Here is a 17,993-nt window from a genome sequence, read left to right on the forward strand (position 1 = left end):
AGGTCCCTTCAGGGAGTGGGAGGTACGACGGGTGACGGCCGTCGTACGCCGGAGCGTGTCAGCCCGCGGAGATGCCGAAATCGGAGATGACGCCGGCCAAGCCGGAGGAATACCCCTGCGCGACGGCGCGGAACTTCCACTCGGCGCCGTTCTTGTAGAGCTCGCCGAAGATCAGCGCGGTCTCGGTGGAGGCGTCCTCGCCCAGGTCGAACCGGGCGCCCTTCTCGGCGTTGTTCGCGTCGTCGGCGTCGAAGAAGCGGATGTAGGCGTCGGAGACCTGCCCGAAGTTCTGCGCACGGGAATCGGCCTGGTCGATGGAGGCCAGGAAGACGATCTTGGACACATCCGGGGAGACGGCGGCGAGGTTGACCACGATCTGCTCGTCGTCCCCGCCCCCCTCGCCGGTGCGGTTGTCACCCTGGTGGTTGACCGAGCCGTTGTCGCCGGACAGGTTGTTGTAGAAGACGAAGTCGGCATCGGTGCGCACCTTGCCGTCCTGGCCGCAGATCAACGCCGAGGCGTCCAGGTCGAACGGCGCGCCGTCGGTCGTGCGCGGGTCCCAGCCCAGCCCGACCACGACGTTGGTCATGCCCGGTGCCGCCTTCGCCAGTGAAACGTTGCCGCCCTTGCTCAAGCTGACTGCCATTGCCGATTCCTTCGTCTCAGATCGATCACCGCGGGCCCACGAACGACGAGAGCCCCCTGCCTCATACCAACGGGGTCGCGGGGTCGCGCCACGTGAGGTCGGTATAACCGTAGGCCCCGCACACCTGTTGCAACGTCCCGGAAAACGGATCCAGTTCCGCCCGCAGCACAAGTCGTCCCTGGACGACGTACGCGGTGAGCAGCGCCTGGGCGCCCAGGGTCGCCCTGACCGGCAGCGGGATCTCCATCCGGGAGCCGCCGTACGTCGTGACCACGAGCGTGCCGCCGGGTAGTCGGGGCGCGACGGCGACCACGAGCAGGCGGGACAGGGACAGGATCCGGCGCAGGTCGATCTCGACGCCCTGGCCGCCGCAGCGCACCATCGGTCGCCGTGGGTCCGGGCCCTGCCGGTTCAGGGTGCCGAGCACGATCGACTCCTGCCGGTCGCTGGTCTCCAGCACGCACCCGAGGTCGAGGTGCTCGCCCGCGCCGAGGGCAGGTTCGATACGCAGTCGCCCGACCGCAGACTGCATCCGGGTGAGGTGGACCACCCGGTCGGCTGCGCTCAGCACGCGGCGCTCGTGCTCGGTGATCGTGGGCAGCCGCAGGTCGTAGGGCTGCTCCCTGGTGTGCCTGCCCAGCGGCGCGACCGACCGGCGGGGCGCCGTGGTGTCCGGGGCGGCCGGCTCGTCGCCGCCCAGATCGAGGGAGGTGCTGGAGGTGGACGTCGGGGTGGGAGCGGCCGGTTGATCGCCACCGAGATCCAGGGAGATGCTGCTCGCCGCGGGGGTCGGGGTGGACGGGGTGGATGCGGTCGGTGCGTCGAGGTCCAACGACGGCGTCAGCGCCGGCTGGGGCGCGGGACGCTCTCGTCCGGGGCGCACCGAGCGCCCGGACAGGAAGTCGGCGACCGCCGTACCGGCCGGCGCAGGGGTGGGGACCGTGGAGGCCTCGGATGGGGTCGAGGCTGCGGGTGCGGCAGCCGGTGCCGTGGGCCGGACCCGGCGACGCAGGTAGGGCAGGTCGGTGCGGGTGGTCACAGCGAGACGCCGAAGTCCTTGGCCACGCCGGCGAGTCCGGTGGAGTAGCCGGCTCCGAGCGCCTTGAACTTCCACTCCTCGTCGCGCCGGTAGACCTGCCCGAGGGCGACGGCCGTCTCGCTGTCCAACCCGGCGGCCAGGTCGACCGTCTGCACGAGCACACCGCCGCCGTCGAGGTTGAGCACCCGCAGCGTGCACCGGCGCAGCTGTCCGAGGGTCCGGCGACCGGTCACCCCTTCGTTGACGTAGACGACCACCACGATCCGGTCGACCTCCGGCGGGACGGCACCCAGCTCGATCTCCAACTGCTCGTCGTCGTCGCCGAGCGCCTCCTGTAGCTGCGCGGTCGACAGGTCGGCCGACACGAGCTGGTTGAAGTAGACGACGTGGTCGTCGGACAGGGCCTTGCCCCGCTGGTCGCACAGGATCGTCATCAGGGTCAGCGCGTCGGCGAGCACCCGCTCGGGGCCGGCGTCCCAGTCGACGCCGACCACGACGCCGCGAAGGCCCGGATTCTCTTTGGTGAGAGAGGCGTTCGCGCCCTTAGGCAGGGCGGTCACCATGCGGTCGCACCGTTCACAGGTCGAGCTCCGAGCCGCCGAACTTGTCCTGCAGGAACCGGCCGTGCACCTGCAGCGCCTGCAGGTCGCGTTCGTTGCTGGCGGCCGCCAGGTCGCCGACGCTGGCGCGCAGTGTGGTGAGCTGCTCCACGACCGCGTCCGTGGCCGCGTGCATGGCCGGGTCGCCTGCGGCGCGCACGGCTCCGATGTAGCTGCGGATGGATCCCGGCACGTAGTCGGTCAGGACGGCGTGCACCGCCACCCGCACACCGATGTCCAGGCGATCGACCTCCGGGGAATCCAGCACGCTCGCAACGGTATCCGTCACGGCCCGCGCGAGCACCACTGCGATGGGCGGCAAGTCGCCGGCGCTCGCGTTGATCTCCAGCACGAGGGCCTGGGTCTGCTTCCTCAGAGCCGGCACGCTGTCGTCGTGCTCCCGGGCAGCGCCCGGACCCGGCCCCGTGGAGGCGGCCGGGTCGCGGTGCTGCCCGGGCTGCTGGTCCGGCTCGAAGAGCCGGGAGAGCAGACCCACGGCTCAGGAGCCGATCTGACCCTGCGAAGGCTGGCCCCCGCCGAGCTGCGCACTGGTCGAGGCGTCCATGCCCTGGGAGCGCATCGAGCGCTCCAGGTAAGGCTTGGCGCGCTCGACCTGGCCCTGCAGCGCCGTGATCGTCTGCGCCATGTTCGCCGTGGCCTCGGTGCGGAAGGTGTCGATGGCATCCATCGTCTGGAAGACGTTGTCGAACGCCCGCTGCAGCTTCTCCACCTCGACACCGCTGCTCGCGGCCTGCTGGTTGATCTCGGCGCCCTGCTGCTTCAACTGCAGCGAGGTCGACTCGATGAGGTTGGAGGTGGTGGTGTTGAGCGAGGTGATCTGGTCCAGCACGAGCTTCTGCTGGGCGAGCGCCTGCGACACGATGACCGCCGTACGCAGCGCGGCGACCGTCGTCGTCTGCGCCCGGTCCACGCCGCGGATGAGCTCCTGGTTGTTCTTGCGCACCAGGTCCAGGGCGAGGTAGCCCTGCACCGACACGGCCATCTGGGTCATGATGTCCTGCCGCCGCTGACGCACCGCGAAGAGCACGTCGGACTTCATGGTGTCGGCCTCCTCGGTCTTCCCGGCGGCCTGCAGCTCGGCGATCTTCTGCTCGATCGCAGTGTCCAATGCCGTTGCGAGCTGGTTGTATTCGCCCAGTTTCTGCATGGCCTGCCACATGTTGCCGCGCTCCATCTCGATGGAGGCGTTGTCCTTGCGCAACTCGTCCTGGCCGGAGGCGAGCGCCCGGATGATGGCGTCCAGGTGCGACTGCGCGGACTGGTACTTGGCGAAGTAGTTGTCGATCTTGCTGCCGCCGGGCAGCCACTTCAGGACCTTCTTCATGCCCTTGAGGTCCGCGCGGTTCGGGTCGAGGTCGGTGACGGTGCGGCGCAGGTCGATCAGCGTGCCGCTGACCTTGCCCTGCGGGCTGGTCTTGTCGCCGGACGAGGCCGCCGGACGCTGCAGCATCCGGTTGGAGACCTCCGAGGAACGCCGGATGTCCGAGTCGCCCATCAGCACGATCGAGTTGACCTTCTCGGTGAACGCCGGTGCCTTCATGTCCATCGAGGTCAGCTCGGTCACGAAGGACTGCGCCTTCTTCTCGATCTCGGTCTGCGCCTCGGGCGCGACCTTCACGGCCTGGACGGCCTGCTGCTCCTGGACGACGGGTGCGGGGGCGGGCGCTTCGAGCACCAGCGCGTCGGGCGCGGGCGTCTCGGGTGTGCGGCCCTGGCCACTCAGATCAAGTTCGGACATCTTCGGTGCCTCCTCTGGGGGGCGTTGTCACCGCCCCCGAATCATTACCCACTCTAGGTAAGACGCTTCGCGGGCAACCACGGGTTCCGCCACGACGTTCGTCATGACTTCGATCCGATCCCCTCAGCGGGGCTCCCGGTCAGTCGACGGCGGCGAGCCGGGTCGCGACAGGGGCGAGGGTGCGGGTGGCCACGGCCAGGAAGTCCTGCACCCGGCGCTCGCGCCTGCCCCGCGGCACGACCAGGCAGGTCTGCACGTGCTCCGCGTCGGTGACGGGACGGTGCAGGAGGTCCGGGCGCAGATAGGACCGGGCGACGCTCAGCGGCACCACGGCGATGCCGTCACCGGAGGCGATGAGCTCGAACTTCTCCTCGGCCGAGGAGGTACGGCGTGCGTGCGCGTCGAGGATCCGCTCCCCTTCCAACTCCGCCAGGGTGAGGCTCCTGCGCCGGGCGAGCGGGTGTGACACCGGCAGGCAGGCCACCCTGGGCTCGGTGCCGATCGGCACCGACCGCAGCCCGGTCTCGTCGAACGGGCGCCGCAGGTAGCCGATGTCGGCCCGCCCGTCGCGTAGCGGGACATCCTGCTCCCACCACTTGAGCGGCAGCAGCGCGATCTGCACCTCCGGGCTCTGCGCGGCGTACGCGCGCACCGCATCGGACACGTGGAGCCCGGTGGCGAAACCGACCACCAGTCGGGCCACCCCGCGGTCGGCCTCGTGCACCCGGCGGATCGACGCGTCGACGGTGGCGAACACCGAGCGTGCCTCCTCCTGCAGCTGCCGCCCGGCGGCCGTGAGTTGCACACTGCGGGTGGTCCGCGTGAGTAGGGAGCACCCCAACTCCTGCTCGAGCGCCCGGATCTGCCGACTGAGGACAGGTTGGGCGATGTAGAGCGACTCCGCGGCCCGTCCGAAGTGTCCGTGCTCGGCCAGCGCCGCGAAGTACCGCAGCTTGCGCAGGTCCAGATCCATGCCTTCAGGGTATCAATTAGTGGGCAATAGGTATTGGACGTCCGGGTCGCGGTGCCCGCACCGTTGACCCATGATCGTGATCACGACGCCCACGGGCGACGTCGGTCGTCAACTGCTCCAGCGCCTCGCCGCGAGCACCGAGGAGCTGCGCGTCGTCGTCCGCGACCCCGCTCGGCTCGCGACCGACGTGCGCGACCGGGTGGAGGTCGTGCAGGGGTCGCACGGCGACGCCGAGGTGGTCGACCGCGCGTTCGCCGGCGCCGATGCGGTGTTCTGGCTCGTGCCCCCGGACCCGGCGGCCGCCAGCGTGGATGCGGCGTACACCGGCTTCACCCGGCCGGCGGCGGAGGCGTTCACCCGTCACGGTGTGCGGCGGGTCGTTGGCGTCTCGGCGCTCGGCCGGGGCACGCCGGTCGCCGGCCGGGCCGGGCTGGTCACCGCCACCTCGCGATGGACGACCTCATCGCCGGTACGGGCGTCGCCTACCGCTCGCTCGCCAACCCGGGGTTCATGGACAACCTGCTGCGCCAGGTGGACTCGATCGGCGACCGAGGGGTGTTCACCGACGTCGTCACGGCCGATCGGCGCACGCCCATGGTGGCCACGCGGGACATCGCCGATGCTGCTGCGCGACTCCTGCTCGACACGACATGGTCCGGCGTCGACACCGTCCCGGTCCTCGGACCGGAGGACCTGTCACCGCAGGACATGGCGGGCACGATGTCCGAGGTGCTCGGTACGCCGATCCGTTACGAACGCGAGTCCTACGACGCGCAAGCCGCGAGGATGTCCTCTTACGGGGTGGGTGCGGCGTTCGTCCGGGGTATGACCGACATGATGAGCGCCAAGGAGGCCGGACTGGACGCCGGCGTGGCGCGTACGCCTGAGACGGCGAGCCCCACCACCTTCCGCCAGTGGTGTGAGCAGGTGCTGAAGCCGGCCGTGTCGGGCTGACCGATCCACCCCGCGCCGGGTGTGCGGGGTCCTACGCTCAGGGTCATGAGCGCCCTGCGGATCGCCGTCGTCCTATGCAGCACCCGTCCCCAGCGGGTCGGTCCCTCCGTCGCGAAGTGGGTGATGGACCAGGTCGCGGAACGGGACGACGCGACGTACGAGCTGGTCGATCTCGCCGACCAGGGTCTGCCGTTGCTCGACGAGCCGGAGCCCGCTTCCTCCCAGGCGTACACCAAGGACCACACCAAGGCCTGGTCGCGCAAGATCGCCGGCTACGACGGTTTCGTGTTCGTCTTCCCGGAGTACAACCGCGGTCTGCCCGCGGCGTTGAAGAACGCGCTCGACTTCCTCTACGTCGAGTGGAACGACAAGGTCGCCGGCCTGGTCTGCTACGGCTCCAGTGAGGGACTGCGCGCGGCGGAGCAGCTCAAGCAGGTGCTCGGGGAGCTGCAGATCGCGACCGTCCGCACACAGGTGGCCATCTCGACGTACGACGACATGGAGGACTACTCGAAGATGGCGCCCCGGCCCTACCAGGCGGGCAACCTCAACACGATGCTCACTCAGCTCGTCCGCTGGGGCGGCGCCTTGAAGACATTGCGCTGACCGCAGCGCCTGACCACTCGGACCCATCGCGAAGGACACGCACCCGCATGAAGTACCTGATGATGGTCGTCGTCGACGGCGACCCCGACACCTCGGACGCCCCGGAAACGGTCATCGACGACTGGTTCGCGCAGGTGGACGGTCGCGGCCAGTGGGTGATGGGTGAGCGGCTGCGCCCGCCGTCTACCGCGAAGCTGGTGCGTGTGCGCGACGGAGAGACGATCGTGACCGACGGGCCGTTCGCGGAGACCAAGGAGTGGCTCGCCGGTTTCGACATCCTCGACTGCGCCACTCTGGACGACGCCGTCGAGGTCGCGGCCGCGCACCCGATGGCGCGCGGTGGTCGCATCGAGCTGCGCGAGTTCTGGCCGTTCGAGGGCGACGACGACGCATAACCGTCAGGGGTGACGACACGTGCGCAGGCGGCGGGCTCACGCCGCGATCACCGGCGCGATCCTCGTGTCGGTCGCGGCGTTGTCCGCCTGCAGCGGGTCGTCGACGAGCAGCCCGACGTCGGCCGATCCCGGGTGGTCGCGGGTGTCCCTCACCGGATCCCCGGACATCCTCACGTCGACGACCGAGGGCGTGCTGGCCGGCACCTCCGGTCGCGACGGTACGGCCGGGATGTCGCTGGCCTCCTCGACCGGGGTCACCACGACTGTCGCGCTGCGGCCGATCTCCGGATACGCCCGCACCGCCCGGTGGTTGCAGGCCGCCGTGGGCGTGCCCGGCATCCTGGCCGTCGGTGGAGCACGCGGGGGTGCGCACGGCAACGTGCGGTGGACCGTATGGCGGGCACCGCGGACCGCGGGCGGCTTCGGCACCCTGACGGAGACGCCTCAGACCTTCGAGACCTTCGGCGGCCTGCAGGCCGGTGACCTGGTCGGCACGGCGTACGCCGGGTCCGACGCGCTCATCGTCGGGTCCTGGGTGGGAGCGCACGGCCTGGACGTGACGACCTGGCACCCGCAGGGCAGCACGTGGCTCCGCGACCCGCCGTCGCCCGTCCTCAACAACACCGCGTCGATCCTGAAGTCCGCCGCCGCGGTCGGTGCGCTCGGCGACCGGTTCGTCGTCGTCGGCGACCTGCTCGACCTCGATCACGGCATAACGTCACATCCCGTCGTGTGGCTGAGGGCGGCGGACGGCGGCTCGTGGACGGAGCACCGGATCGCGATCACCGGGCACGCGCGCGCCGTCGGGTGCTCCCGTCAACGCTGCGTCGTCGTCGGCGTGACCGCCGGGGGTGCGGCGCGCGCGTGGGAGCTGAAGGGCGATGAATCCATCACCTCGATCGAACTGCCCGAAACCGTCACCGGCGAAAGTGACATATCAACACCGGTCGTCACTTCGGATAGTACGACGATCGCCCTTCCGACACGCTCGGGGTCGCTTCTCGTCCAGGTCTCCCGTGGGAGGACGACCGTGCTCCGGACTCCGCCGGGTAGCCCCGTCGCCCTCGCGGCCGACCGGAGGCGAATCTATCTCGCGACCCGCGCCGGCGCCGGGCCCGCCCAGCTCTGGCGGGTCGCCGCCCAGCCCTGACCGGTCGCGGTCGAACTGCCGTCATGGACGGGCGGCCAGACGCTGTTGCAGTGATTCGTGCAACAGGACGGAGCCGGCGGTGGCGGCGTTCAACGAGCTCGCCTCGCCCACCATCGGGATGCTGACGATCGCGTCACACGCCTCACGCCAGACCCGGGCGAGCCCGCGGGTCTCGTTGCCGACGACCAGCACCGTCGGCACCGCGAAGTCGACACTCCGCACCCCGAGATCGCCCCCCTCATCGGTGCCCAGCAGTTGCACGCCGCTCCCGGCGGAGCGCAGTGCCCGGATCCGGTCGAGCACCGGCTGCGGACCGTCCGCCCGTACGGTCGGCACGGTGAAGAGCGAACCGGTGCTGGCACGAACGGATTTGGGATCGTACGGATCAGCAGCATGCCCGGTCACGACGAGACCGGACCCGCCGAAGGCGTCGATCGAGCGCAGCAGAGTGCCGACGTTGCCCGGGGTGCTCGGCCGATCGAAGACCACCGTGGGGGCGTATGCCGACGGGTCGGCGCGGATCAGGTCGTCCGGGGGCATGGCGAGCACGGCCAGCAGCTCGGCCTGTCCCTCGTCCTTGCCCGACAGCTCGGCGAACAGCTCGGGCTCCAGTTCGTAGCGCCTCGCGCCCGGGCGGCCCCACGTGTCCTGCGCCCACCGCGACGGCTGGCCGCCGGTTGGTCGCAGCACGTCGGTGACGTGCCAACCGGCTCGCACGGCCAGGGTGATCGGGCGCACCCCCTGGACGACGAACGCGCCTGCGCGGTGCCGCTTCGTGCGGTTGCGCAGCAGGGTCTCCCAGTGCTGGAACGTCGCGTTGCGGCTACCGACGCGCACGGGTCGCTGCGCGGGGTCGGCTCGCATGCGCTCACGGTAGTGCCGCGGCGCGCCCGCCCCATCCTCCACACGCAAAAGCGGACACCCAGCGGCCGAGGGCCGGCCGGAGTGTCCGCGTGCTGACGCCGAGGGATCGGCTCAGATCTGGCGCATGTACGCCCGGTTTGCGTGACCGTTGCCGTGCAGCTGCTCACGCACCGAGCGCCAGATGGAGCGGGTGGTGCGCGGTGCGGTCTCCTCGGTGGTGGCATACGCCAGGTCGCCGAGCATGCGGGCGTGGTCGCGGTCGTCGATGGGGTTGAAGTCGTTGTAAATGGGTCGCATGGCAGTAATCGTTCCATTTCGAACTAATCACGACAAGTCCAAAAGACTGCATGACTCTTCAGTGAGACTGAAGCATTCCGGAGCGTGCCGGCGGTCCGCCGTAAACCGTTGCGCTGCAATGCTTCCCATGCACCTTCTCGCGCGAAGGACGGTTGCCCGGTCGGTCGCGGGGCGCGTGATGTGGCCGACTTCACAGACCACCGTTCAGTGCGCGGGGCGCAGGCCCGTCCGGGGTGCGTCGGAGGGCCGGGTCGACCCTTCGCGCACGGCCGGCCGCGGACGCCGCGCCTCGACATCGGCGCTCTCGTCGTGGGCCATGCGCACGGCACCGTGCGCGCCGTTGACCCAGTCCGGGCCTTCGTAGACCCAGGGCCGGTTGATCCGATCGAAGCGTTCGTTGGCTTCGGCGATCCCGTCGAAGACCTCCCTGACCGCGTGCACCGCCGTGCGGACGCGAGCGAGCACCGGGTGGCGGGGCGCTGAGGGTGAGGTGACAGGCCGGCCGGACCGGGCGCGTACGCCGTCCAACTCCTGGCTCAGCCGCTGCGCGTCACGATCGATGGGGCCGTGGTTGCTGTAGTCGATGTTCATGTATCCAGCGTCACGCGATCGACTCTTCAGCACAAGCGATTGTTATTGATGCACTGTGTAGTGCTGCTGTAGAGTCGAGGAATGCTCGATGTTAACCGTCTCCGGGTGTTCCGCGCCGTCGTCGCGAGCGGATCGGTGCAGGCCGCCGCTCTCAATCTCGGCTACACGCCGTCCGCCATCAGTCAGCACGTCAGCGCACTACAGCGCGAGACCGGGCTGCAACTCTTCGAGAAGTCCGGTCGCGGCATCAGTGCGACGCCCACGGGCCGGGCACTCGCAGCGCAGAGCGACGAGGTGATGAACAACCTCGCCCGCCTCGACGGCGTGGTCGACGATCTGCGTGAGGGCCGCACCGGCACGCTCGCGATCTCCTGCTTCGCGTCGGCCGGTGAGCAGTGGATCCCGCTCGTCGCGCGGTCGTTGCAGCGGGACTTCCCCGACGTGCAGTTCACCGTCGACCTCAACGAGCAGCCGTCCCCGACCGGTCCGGGCAGGCCCGACATCGACGTCCGCACCGAGCAGCCCGAGGACCCGCCGACCCGGGTCAACGGCTACACCCGATACGAGCTGACCGAGGAGCCGTACTGGGTCGTGTTCTCCAGCGACAATCCGCTGGCCGAGCTGGATGTCGTGCCGATGTCCGCACTCGCGGACCACCGGTGGGTCATGGACAACCAGGACGACGACGTCTGCGGCCGCATCGTGCGCGGCGCGACGCGTGCCGCCGGTTTCACGCCCCGCTACTCGGCGCAGACCGTCGACCACCACACCTCGATCGCGTTCGCGGCCGCGGGTATCGGCGTCGCGGTCATTCCGCAGCTGGCCCTGGGAGTGCTGCCCGCCGACGCGTGCTCGCGCCCCATCGCCGACCCGGCCCCGCGGCGACGGATCGTGGTCTTCGTGCGGGACAACGCCAGCGCCAACCCGGCCGTCGCCCGCACTCTGCAGCTGCTCCGGGACATCACCGCGCCGGTCTGACTCGGTCGGTCGCGCCGTCCGCCCCGCTCGTGGCTTCAGCGCTCGCGACGTGGCGTTTCCAAACGGCCTCAACCGGGGATCGATGGGCCCGCTGCCCTTGCGCGGGCGCCGCGTGGGCCCATGCGGGCGGGCCACTCGCGGACCCGCCTAGGTACGGGCGCCGCGTGGGCTCTCGTGGCTGCGCAGCGGCGACCTAGCGGCTGTCCTGCTTCAGGGCCGTGTCGATGGTGAGCGCGGCGGCGATGCAGAGCGAGCGCAACGGGTCGGGCATGTCCTGGTGCAGGTGCACCACGTAGTTGTCCGCCGTGGTGAACATCGTGGTGAGCAGCCCCTCCCAGGTCTTGGTCACCCGTGCGACCTCGGTGCCGGACGCGTCCAGCATCGCGAAGTTCCAGGCCCGCCAGTTCTCTGCGTTGAGCGAACCCACCTCCGCGCCGCCGGCCAGCAGACCGAAGCGGATCTTGCCGAAGACGTTCTGCTGCACCAACCGGCCGATCTCGGACCCGTTCGGCGCCTCGACCACGATGGTGGACTTGAAGACCTTCGCGGGCCGGGTCAGCCGCAGCAGCACCTGCCCTGCGTTGTCGCGCACCTCGAGCCGGTGGGTCAGGAACTGGTCGTAGTTGGACAGCAGCCGGACCGCCTTCTTCATCCCACTCTGACCGACCTCGACCACCGCCCCGAGCTGCGACCCGTCCTGCGCGTAGACGGCGTACTCGTTGGTGATCTCGATGATCTTGCGCTTCTGGCTCACCACGAGCACCGGCTCGGTGAACACGTTGCGGCCCTGCTCGGCGTGCCGACCGTCGACCGGTCCGCTGACCTGACCGCCGAAGGACTGGTCGCCGTATCCCTGCGCGATGGAGTCGCCCCACCGGCGCACCCGGCTCTCACCCGGGAAGGAGTCCGGCTGCTGCGGCGCGCCACCCTGCGGGTACTGCTGGAACTGCCGGGGATTGCCCTGTTGACCGTACGCGGGCCGATGGGTCTGCTGCTGTGCGTAGGGGTCGTGCGGCTGCTGCTGGCCGCGCGCCTGCGCCACGTACGGATCGTGCGGCTGCTGCTGGCCACTCTGCCCGCCGCGCGCCTGCGCCACGTACGGATCGTGCGGCTGCTGCTGGCCGCGCGCCTGCGCCGCGTACGGGTCAGCCGTGTCACGCCGGGGCGCCGCGCCCTGGCCCGGCAGTGGGGCCGAGTGCGACCCGCCCTGCTGGCCCTGCTGAGGTCCGCTCGATGTGCCGGGGTAGGGCATCGCCCGCGGCGCCGGTTGCTGAGGATGCGCGGGCTGGGTCTGATGCGTCCACGAGGTGCCGTCCCACCACCGCACCTGGGTGGGGTCGAGGTTGTCGGGGTACCAACCGGGAGGGGTCGCGTTCGCCATACGGCATGTTGTCACGCACCGGACGCACAGGTGGGGTCGTTGCGCGCTCTATACAGCGCGCAACGACCCCACCTGTCGATGGGACGACGGGTCAGGCAGCGACCTCGCCGGTGTCGACCCGACGCGACGGCAGCGCCGTCGGCGCGACCGGCTTGCGACGGCTCGGGAACTTGACCTTCGCCGCGATGTGGTTGGGCAGCGAGAGGCGGATGACCTTCATCCACGCGGACGCGACCTGCTTGGGCAGCGGGCCGCTCGTGTACTGCAGGCCGTAGCGCTCGCAGATGTCGCGCACCTTCACCGAGATCTCGGCGTACCGGTTGCTGGGCAGATCGGGGAAGAGGTGGTGCTCGATCTGGTAGCTGAGGTTGCCGGTGGCGATGTGCATGGCCTTGGAGCCGGAGATGTTGGCCGAGCCGATCATCTGACGCAGGTACCACTCACCGCGGGACTCGCCCTCGATCGAGGTCTTGGTGAAGGTCTCGACGCCCTCGGGGAAGTGCCCGCACATGATGACCGAGTGGGTCCACAGGTTGCGTCCCAGGTTCGCCACCGCGTTGGCCATCAGGGTCTTGCCCCACGAGCCGGTCGGCGCCGCGAGCAGCGGGTGGATGACGTAGTCACGGGTCATCTGGTTGCGGACCTTCTGGCCCACCTTGCCCAGGTCGCGCTTGAAGACCGCCTTGTCCTTACGGCCCTTCATGTACTTGCCGAGCTCCAGGTCGTACGCCGCGATGCCGTACTCGAAGAAGCAGGCGTTGATGAAGTTCCACACCGGCTGGCCGAGGTAGAACGGCACCCACGGCTGGTCCTCATCGACCCGCATGATGCCGTAGCCGAGGTCGTTGTCGCGGCCGAGCACGTTGGTGTACGTGTGGTGCAGCTCGTTGTGCGAGTGCTTCCACAGGTCGGCCGGGCTGGCGTTGTCCCACTCCCAGGTGGTCGAGTGGATCTTCGGGTCGCGCATCCAGTCCCACTGGCCGTGCATGACGTTGTGCCCGATCTCCATGTTCTCCAGGATCTTGGAGACGGTCAGGCCGGCGGTGCCGAGCGCGAACGCCGGCTTGTACTTGCTGAAGAGCAGCACCGCGCGCGAGCCCAGCTCCAGCTTGCGCTGCACGTCGATGGTGCGACGGATGTACGCCGCGTCCTTGGCACCGCGGGACTCGATGATCTCCGCGCGTACGGCGTCGAGCTCCTTGCCCAGGCTCTCGATGTCCTCCGGCGTCATGTGCGCGACCGGGTTGTGTTCCTTCTTCTGCAGAGCGGTCATGAGCTGTCCTTCCGTGGTGCTGTGGGAAATCGTGGGTCGTGTGCGGTGATCAGAGAACGAGGTCGCAGCGCCCGGCGGCGGCCGAGATGCAGGTCTGGATGAGGATGCCGTCGCCGGGGGTGGCCGAGGTGACCTCACCGGTGCGCAGGTCGCGCACGGAGCCTTCGCGCATCGGCAGCACGCAGCCGTAGCAGATGCCCATCCGGCACCCCGACGGCATGAGCACGCCTGCTTCTTCACCGATGTCGAGGATCGGCCGGGCGCCGTCGCACTCGATCTCACGGTCGGTCTTGGTGAAGTAGACGGTGCCGCCCTCGCTGCCTTCTCCCAGCCCCGCCATCGCCGGACGGAACCGCTCGGTGTGCAGTCGGTGCGCGTGCCCCGCCTGCTCCCAGTGCCCTTCGAGCATCTCGAGCATGCCGGCCGGGCCGCAGGCCCAGGTCTCGCGCTCGCGCCAGTCGGGCACCAGCGCTTCCAGCTCGTCGGTGTCGAGCAGGCCATGCTCGTCGGTGTGCCGCTCGACCAGGGTGATCCGGTCGTTCGCACCGAGCTCGCGCAACTCCTCGGCGAAGATCACGTCCTCCGGACGCGGGGCGGAGTGCAGCAGGATCACGTCGTCCAGGTCTTCCACCGCGTGCCGCAGGATGCCCATCACCGGGGTGATGCCGCTGCCGCCGGTGAGCAGCAGGATCTTGCTCGGGAGCACCTCGGGCAGCACGAACGCGCCGTCGGCCTGCTCCATCTGCACGATCTGGCCGACCTTCAGCGACTCCACCAGGTGGGTGCTGACGGCGCCGCCGGTGATGGCCTTGATGGTGATGGCGATGCAGCCGTCCTCGCGCGGACCGGAGGTCACGGAGTACGCGCGCCACATGCGTACGCCGTCGACGTCGACGCCGATCCGGATGTACTGCCCGGGCACGTGGCCGCGCCAGGTGCGACCCGGGCGCAGTACGACGGTGGCGGCGTCCTGGGTCTCGGCGACGATGTCGACGACCCGGGCGCGCAGCACGGTGGAGGTGCGCAGTGGGTCGAAGAGGTCGACGTAGTCCTCGGGCAGCAGCGGCGTGGTGGTCGCCTTGAGCAGCTTGAAGGCACGCGAGCGCCACCCCGCGCCGGGGGTGCGCCCGGTCGCGTCCTGCCTGGGGCCGTCACTGAGGAGATGTGCCATATGAACACCATGCCTGCCGGGGAGGGACAATTTCTTATCCGGCCAACGTGAATCAGACCAGCGGTATTGTTCGCAGAGAACAACGAGATGAGGTACGCATGCCTGATGTCCCGGTCGACCACATCCGTTCGGGACCTCGTGCGCCGCTGCGGTTCGAGCCAAACGTGGTGGCCTCGCTGCAGGCCCGGCTCCCTGAGTTCGCCGAGGACTGTGTGGACCAGATCTTCGCGGAGGTGCCGGAGTACGCGCGCACCTCGAGCGGGGAGCTGCGCGGCACCATCGAGCTGGCGGTGCAGGCCGCGCTCGGCGGGTTCCTGCGGATGGCGACCGGTCCGCGCCGCGGCGACCCCACGCCGCACGCGGGGGCTCTCGACGGCGCGTACAAGCTGGGCGCCGGCGAGGCCCACAGCGGTCGCCCGATGGACGCCCTGCTCTCCGCCTACCGGATCGGCGCGCGCGTCGCCTGGCGCGAGATGTCGGCGGCCGCGGTGGCCGCGGGCCTGGACGCCGCGATGACCGCGGAGTTCGCCGAGCTGGTCTTCGCCTACATCGACGAGCTCACCGCCTCCAGCGTCGAGGGCCACGCGAGCGCGCTGGTGCAGCAGGACCGGATGGACGAGCGGCGCCGTGAGCGGCTCGGATCCGCGCTCATCGCCGGCCGTGCCGAGGAGGTGGTGCGCGAGTTCGCCTCGCGCGCGCAGTGGACCCCGCCTCGCCGGTTGAGCGCCGTCGTGCTGCCGTCCATCCGGCTGGGCGCGGTGCTGTCGGCGCTCGGCCCCCACACGCTGCGCGCCGGCGAGGAACCGGGCGACGCCGGCGGTTCCGAGCGCACGGTGCTGCTCGTCTCCGACCGGCGCGGGGCCCTGCGGGTGCTCGCCGACCGCGAGGCGTACGTCGGGCCGGCGCGTCCGTGGCTCGCCGTCGCGGCGTCGTACGAGCGTGCCGTACGCGCCATCGATGTGGGCCTGGGACGCGGCGCGGGCACTGTGGTGGACACCGAGGAGCATCTGGCCGACCTCGTGCTCGCCTCGGCACCCGGGGAGCTGGACGACCTACGCGCCCAGGTGCTGGCGCCGCTCGGCGAGCCGGGCGACGCGGCCTACGAACGGCACGTGGAGACGCTGCGCTCGTGGCTGCTGCACCAGGGCCGACGCGACGACGTGGCCCGCGACCTGCACGTGCACGCGCAGACGGTGCGCTACCGGATGGGTCAGGTCCGGGAACTGTACGGCGACCGCCTCGCCGACCCGGACACCGTGATGCAGCTGCTGCTGGCGCTGCACCCCTCGCCGACTCCGCCTGCTCCGCCCTCGTCGGGGGGCGGGGACAACACCGAGGGGTAGGGCTGTATCCCCACCCCTCGTGCATTGCTCCACCCCCGATGGGCAGGCCGCGCACGCCGTACCGTCCAGGGTATGACGACCACCACCGACGACACAGTGAGCGCAGCCGCAGACGGTGGTGGCGGGGACAGCCTCCGGACGGTGCTGATCGCGTTCGCGGCGAACATCCTGATCGCGGTCGCGAAGTCGGTGGCCGCACTGCTCACCGGATCCGCGTCGATGGTCGCCGAGGCCGCGCACTCCTGGGCCGACTCCGGCAACGAGGTCTTCCTGCTCATCGCCGAGAAGCGCGGCGCGAAGCAGGCGGACGAGGCCCACCCGCTCGGCTACGGCAAGGAGGTCTACGTCTGGTCTATGTTCGCGGCCGTCGGGCTGCTCACCGCAGGAGCCGTGGTCAGCATCTGGCACGGCTTCCAGCAGCTCGGCTCGCACGAGGAGGCCGGCAGCTACCTCATCAACTACATCGTGCTGGCCGTCGCCTTCGCACTCGAGGGCACGTCGTTCCTGCAGGCGCTGCGCCAGACACGTGGGGTGGCGCGCAAGGCCGGGCTGCACCCGCTGCGCTACGTGACCCGCACCTCCGATCCCACGCTGCGGGCCGTCTTCTTCGAGGACGCCGCCGCGCAGCTCGGTCTGTTGATCGCCGCCGCGGGCGTCGGCCTGCACCAGCTCACCGGCGACGCGAAGTACGACGCCATCGGCTCGATCCTGGTCGGCGTCATGCTCGCCGTCGTCGCCGTCTTCCTCGTCAACCGCAACCGGGAGTTCCTCGTCGGCGAGGCCATCGGCGGGGCCGTGCGCGATCGGGCGCTGCAGGCGCTGATCGACAACCCGGCGATCGAGCGGGTCACCTACCTGCACCTGGAGTTCGTCGGGCCGCAGAAGCTCTTCGTCGTGGCGTCGGTGGATCTGGTGGGGAACGACCGGGAGTCCGTGCTCGCCGTACGACTGCAGGAGGTCGAGGACCAGGTACGCCGGCACCAGATGATCGAGCACGCCGTGCTGTCGCTCTCGCTTCCGCAGGAGCCGTCGCTGCATCCTGCGTCCGTCAACTGACAGGCTCAGCACAGCTGTTCATAGTGCACGGCCCATCGGACCCGCGCACTGTGTGCTGGTCAGCGGGCCTTGCCCGATTCCGTCCGAAAGGCATGTCCATGCTCCGCAAGACGAAGATCATCGGGGGTTCGACCCTCGCGGCAGCAGCAGTAGTGGGGGTGGCCGTCCCGGCGTACGCCACGTCGACCTCGGCACCCCCGGCACCGACGCCGTCCACGGCGGCCAAGGGCCCCGCGGCACACATGCGCCACGGGATCGGCCTGCTCGGATTGACCCCGGCGGTCATTGCCAAGGATGCGGGCACCGACACCGCAGGCCTCGCCGCCGGACGCAAGGCCGGCAAGACGTTGGCCCAGATCGCCGAGAGCCACGGCGTCTCCCGAGCGACCCTGCTGTCTCGCCTGGACGCCACCGCCGACGCCCGCATGGCGAAGCTCATCAACACCAAGCTCCCGGAAGGTGTACGCGGCCCAGGGCCGGCCGGTGCGCCGGGCAAGGCGGGGACCGCCAAGCCGACGCCGCCCAAGGCAGGGACCGCGAAGCCGGCACACCCGGGCAAGGGTCCAGGTAAGTGGGGTGGGCCGCACGATCCGCGCGGCTGGGCGCACCGGCACGGCCTCGGCGCCGACTACAAGAGCCTGGCAAGCGTCCTGAAGCTGACCCCGGCGCAGTTGACCGCCGACCTGCGCAAGGGCGAGACCCTCCAGCAGATCGCCACCGCGCAGAAGGTCAGCACGGTCACCCTGCTCACGGCCCTGGACAAGGACGTGAACGCGGAGATCGCCAAGGCCGTGGACCGGGTCCCGGGCGCCAAGCCGCCGGCCGCGAAGGCTCCGGCTGCCAAGCCGCCGGCCGCAAAGGCCCCGGCGACCAAGGCCCCGGCCACCAGCGCTCAGGGCTCCTGAGCGGCGCGCACCA

Annotated in this window: 20 protein-coding genes and 1 pseudogene; 9 read left to right on the forward strand and 12 right to left on the reverse strand. The window is 70.2% G+C overall.

Features of this window, described 5'->3' with window-relative positions; all coding sequences use genetic code 11:
• Positions 1-58 precede the first annotated feature (58 nt).
• The 6 genes from LVQ62_RS03270 to LVQ62_RS03295 form a co-directional block, all read right to left on the reverse strand.
• Positions 59-646, reverse strand: a complete 588-nt coding sequence (locus LVQ62_RS03270; protein ID WP_233764941.1) for a TerD family protein — start codon at positions 644-646, stop codon at positions 59-61.
• A gap of 61 nt (positions 647-707) precedes the next feature.
• Positions 708-1,685 carry a hypothetical protein gene (locus tag LVQ62_RS03275; protein ID WP_233764943.1) on the reverse strand — a complete coding sequence of 326 codons (978 nt, stop codon included), beginning with the start codon at positions 1,683-1,685 and terminating at the stop codon, positions 708-710.
• On the reverse strand, positions 1,682-2,248 hold the full coding sequence (locus tag LVQ62_RS03280; RefSeq protein ID WP_233764964.1) for a TerD family protein: 567 nt from the start codon (positions 2,246-2,248) through the stop codon (positions 1,682-1,684). The genes LVQ62_RS03275 and LVQ62_RS03280 overlap by 4 nt, the downstream gene beginning before the upstream one ends.
• 13 nt (positions 2,249-2,261) lie before the next feature.
• Positions 2,262-2,780, reverse strand: a complete 519-nt coding sequence (locus LVQ62_RS03285; RefSeq protein WP_233764974.1) for a hypothetical protein — start codon at positions 2,778-2,780, stop codon at positions 2,262-2,264.
• Between the two features lie 3 nt (positions 2,781-2,783).
• On the reverse strand, positions 2,784-4,043 hold the full coding sequence (locus tag LVQ62_RS03290; RefSeq protein ID WP_179478054.1) for a toxic anion resistance protein: 1,260 nt from the start codon (positions 4,041-4,043) through the stop codon (positions 2,784-2,786).
• 139 nt (positions 4,044-4,182) lie between these two features.
• Positions 4,183-5,016, reverse strand: coding sequence for a LysR family transcriptional regulator (locus LVQ62_RS03295; RefSeq protein ID WP_233764982.1), 834 nt, complete (start codon positions 5,014-5,016; stop codon positions 4,183-4,185).
• Between the two features lie 70 nt (positions 5,017-5,086).
• On the opposite strand from LVQ62_RS03295, the pseudogene LVQ62_RS17710 reads away from it, so the two are divergent.
• From LVQ62_RS17710 to LVQ62_RS03320, 5 genes and pseudogenes are all read left to right on the forward strand, one after another.
• Positions 5,087-5,395, forward strand: a pseudogene (locus tag LVQ62_RS17710) (NAD(P)H-binding protein); the annotation flags it as partial.
• 71 nt (positions 5,396-5,466) lie between these two features.
• The gene (locus LVQ62_RS03305) at positions 5,467-5,970 is read left to right on the forward strand and encodes a hypothetical protein (protein ID WP_233764999.1); all 504 of its coding nucleotides are present in this window, start codon (positions 5,467-5,469) and stop codon (positions 5,968-5,970) included.
• Positions 5,971-6,015: 45 nt separating this feature from the next.
• Positions 6,016-6,576, forward strand: coding sequence for an NADPH-dependent FMN reductase (locus tag LVQ62_RS03310; protein ID WP_233765006.1), 561 nt, complete (start codon positions 6,016-6,018; stop codon positions 6,574-6,576).
• Between the two features lie 47 nt (positions 6,577-6,623).
• Positions 6,624-6,971 carry a YciI family protein gene (locus LVQ62_RS03315; RefSeq protein WP_233765008.1) on the forward strand — a complete coding sequence of 116 codons (348 nt, stop codon included), beginning with the start codon at positions 6,624-6,626 and terminating at the stop codon, positions 6,969-6,971.
• 142 nt (positions 6,972-7,113) lie between these two features.
• Positions 7,114-8,121: a hypothetical protein gene (locus tag LVQ62_RS03320; RefSeq protein WP_233765010.1), complete on the forward strand. Its 1,008-nt coding sequence runs from the start codon at positions 7,114-7,116 to the stop codon at positions 8,119-8,121.
• Between the two features lie 21 nt (positions 8,122-8,142).
• Here the strand turns inward: LVQ62_RS03320 and LVQ62_RS03325 are convergent, their stop codons facing one another.
• From LVQ62_RS03325 to LVQ62_RS03335, 3 genes are all read right to left on the reverse strand, one after another.
• The gene (locus tag LVQ62_RS03325; RefSeq protein ID WP_233765012.1) at positions 8,143-8,985 is read right to left on the reverse strand and encodes a TrmH family RNA methyltransferase; all 843 of its coding nucleotides are present in this window, start codon (positions 8,983-8,985) and stop codon (positions 8,143-8,145) included.
• Positions 8,986-9,096: 111 nt separating this feature from the next.
• Positions 9,097-9,282, reverse strand: coding sequence for a hypothetical protein (locus LVQ62_RS03330; RefSeq protein ID WP_179478034.1), 186 nt, complete (start codon positions 9,280-9,282; stop codon positions 9,097-9,099).
• Between the two features lie 204 nt (positions 9,283-9,486).
• Entirely contained in the window at positions 9,487-9,873 is a 387-nt protein-coding gene (locus tag LVQ62_RS03335; RefSeq protein WP_233765018.1) for a hypothetical protein, read from the reverse strand.
• An 81-nt stretch (positions 9,874-9,954) separates the two neighbouring features.
• On the opposite strand from LVQ62_RS03335, the gene LVQ62_RS03340 reads away from it, so the two are divergent.
• On the forward strand, positions 9,955-10,851 hold the full coding sequence (locus LVQ62_RS03340; protein WP_233765020.1) for a LysR family transcriptional regulator: 897 nt from the start codon (positions 9,955-9,957) through the stop codon (positions 10,849-10,851).
• Positions 10,852-11,044: 193 nt separating this feature from the next.
• On the opposite strand, the gene LVQ62_RS03345 is transcribed toward LVQ62_RS03340, so the two are convergent.
• The 3 genes from LVQ62_RS03345 to LVQ62_RS03355 form a co-directional block, all read right to left on the reverse strand.
• Complete coding sequence (locus LVQ62_RS03345; protein ID WP_233765024.1) at positions 11,045-12,232, reverse strand: phospholipid scramblase-related protein; 1,188 nt, start codon at positions 12,230-12,232, stop codon at positions 11,045-11,047.
• 91 nt (positions 12,233-12,323) lie between these two features.
• Positions 12,324-13,505: an acyl-CoA desaturase gene (locus LVQ62_RS03350; RefSeq protein ID WP_233765026.1), complete on the reverse strand. Its 1,182-nt coding sequence runs from the start codon at positions 13,503-13,505 to the stop codon at positions 12,324-12,326.
• Between the two features lie 49 nt (positions 13,506-13,554).
• Entirely contained in the window at positions 13,555-14,676 is a 1,122-nt protein-coding gene (locus LVQ62_RS03355) for a ferredoxin reductase (RefSeq protein ID WP_233765028.1), read from the reverse strand.
• A 98-nt stretch (positions 14,677-14,774) separates the two neighbouring features.
• Here LVQ62_RS03355 and LVQ62_RS03360 point away from each other — a divergent pair, with 98 nt between their 5' ends.
• From LVQ62_RS03360 to LVQ62_RS03370, 3 genes are all read left to right on the forward strand, one after another.
• Entirely contained in the window at positions 14,775-16,019 is a 1,245-nt protein-coding gene (locus tag LVQ62_RS03360) for a CdaR family transcriptional regulator (RefSeq protein ID WP_233765030.1), read from the forward strand.
• A gap of 72 nt (positions 16,020-16,091) precedes the next feature.
• The gene (locus tag LVQ62_RS03365) at positions 16,092-17,075 is read left to right on the forward strand and encodes a cation diffusion facilitator family transporter (protein ID WP_208053397.1); all 984 of its coding nucleotides are present in this window, start codon (positions 16,092-16,094) and stop codon (positions 17,073-17,075) included.
• Positions 17,076-17,173: 98 nt separating this feature from the next.
• Positions 17,174-17,980 (forward strand): hypothetical protein, encoded by an 807-nt coding sequence (locus LVQ62_RS03370; RefSeq protein ID WP_233765032.1) that lies wholly within the window; start codon positions 17,174-17,176, stop codon positions 17,978-17,980.
• The last annotated feature ends 13 nt before the right edge of the window (positions 17,981-17,993 follow it).

This window comes from Allobranchiibius sp. GilTou73 (genome assembly GCF_021391335.1).
Taxonomy (GTDB): Bacteria; Actinomycetota; Actinomycetes; order Actinomycetales; family Dermatophilaceae; genus Allobranchiibius; species Allobranchiibius huperziae.

What these genes read in the sequence shown, in the direction of transcription:
- LVQ62_RS03270 (WP_233764941.1), bottom strand. Translation starts at nt 646, where the DNA reads ATGGCAGTCAGCTTGAGCAAGGGCGGCAACGTTTCACTGGCGAAGGCG.
- LVQ62_RS03280 (WP_233764964.1), bottom strand. Translation starts at nt 2,248, where the DNA reads ATGGTGACCGCCCTGCCTAAGGGCGCGAACGCCTCTCTCACCAAAGAG.
- LVQ62_RS03290 (WP_179478054.1), bottom strand. Translation starts at nt 4,043, where the DNA reads ATGTCCGAACTTGATCTGAGTGGCCAGGGCCGCACACCCGAGACGCCC.
- LVQ62_RS03295 (WP_233764982.1), bottom strand. Translation starts at nt 5,016, where the DNA reads ATGGATCTGGACCTGCGCAAGCTGCGGTACTTCGCGGCGCTGGCCGAG.
- LVQ62_RS03305 (WP_233764999.1), top strand. Translation starts at nt 5,467, where the DNA reads ATGGACGACCTCATCGCCGGTACGGGCGTCGCCTACCGCTCGCTCGCC.
- LVQ62_RS03310 (WP_233765006.1), top strand. Translation starts at nt 6,016, where the DNA reads ATGAGCGCCCTGCGGATCGCCGTCGTCCTATGCAGCACCCGTCCCCAG.
- LVQ62_RS03315 (WP_233765008.1), top strand. Translation starts at nt 6,624, where the DNA reads ATGAAGTACCTGATGATGGTCGTCGTCGACGGCGACCCCGACACCTCG.
- LVQ62_RS03325 (WP_233765012.1), bottom strand. Translation starts at nt 8,985, where the DNA reads ATGCGAGCCGACCCCGCGCAGCGACCCGTGCGCGTCGGTAGCCGCAAC.
- LVQ62_RS03330 (WP_179478034.1), bottom strand. Translation starts at nt 9,282, where the DNA reads ATGCGACCCATTTACAACGACTTCAACCCCATCGACGACCGCGACCAC.
- LVQ62_RS03335 (WP_233765018.1), bottom strand. Translation starts at nt 9,873, where the DNA reads ATGAACATCGACTACAGCAACCACGGCCCCATCGATCGTGACGCGCAG.
- LVQ62_RS03340 (WP_233765020.1), top strand. Translation starts at nt 9,955, where the DNA reads ATGCTCGATGTTAACCGTCTCCGGGTGTTCCGCGCCGTCGTCGCGAGC.
- LVQ62_RS03345 (WP_233765024.1), bottom strand. Translation starts at nt 12,232, where the DNA reads ATGGCGAACGCGACCCCTCCCGGTTGGTACCCCGACAACCTCGACCCC.
- LVQ62_RS03350 (WP_233765026.1), bottom strand. Translation starts at nt 13,505, where the DNA reads ATGACCGCTCTGCAGAAGAAGGAACACAACCCGGTCGCGCACATGACG.
- LVQ62_RS03355 (WP_233765028.1), bottom strand. Translation starts at nt 14,676, where the DNA reads ATGGCACATCTCCTCAGTGACGGCCCCAGGCAGGACGCGACCGGGCGC.
- LVQ62_RS03360 (WP_233765030.1), top strand. Translation starts at nt 14,775, where the DNA reads ATGCCTGATGTCCCGGTCGACCACATCCGTTCGGGACCTCGTGCGCCG.
- LVQ62_RS03365 (WP_208053397.1), top strand. Translation starts at nt 16,092, where the DNA reads ATGACGACCACCACCGACGACACAGTGAGCGCAGCCGCAGACGGTGGT.
- LVQ62_RS03370 (WP_233765032.1), top strand. Translation starts at nt 17,174, where the DNA reads ATGCTCCGCAAGACGAAGATCATCGGGGGTTCGACCCTCGCGGCAGCA.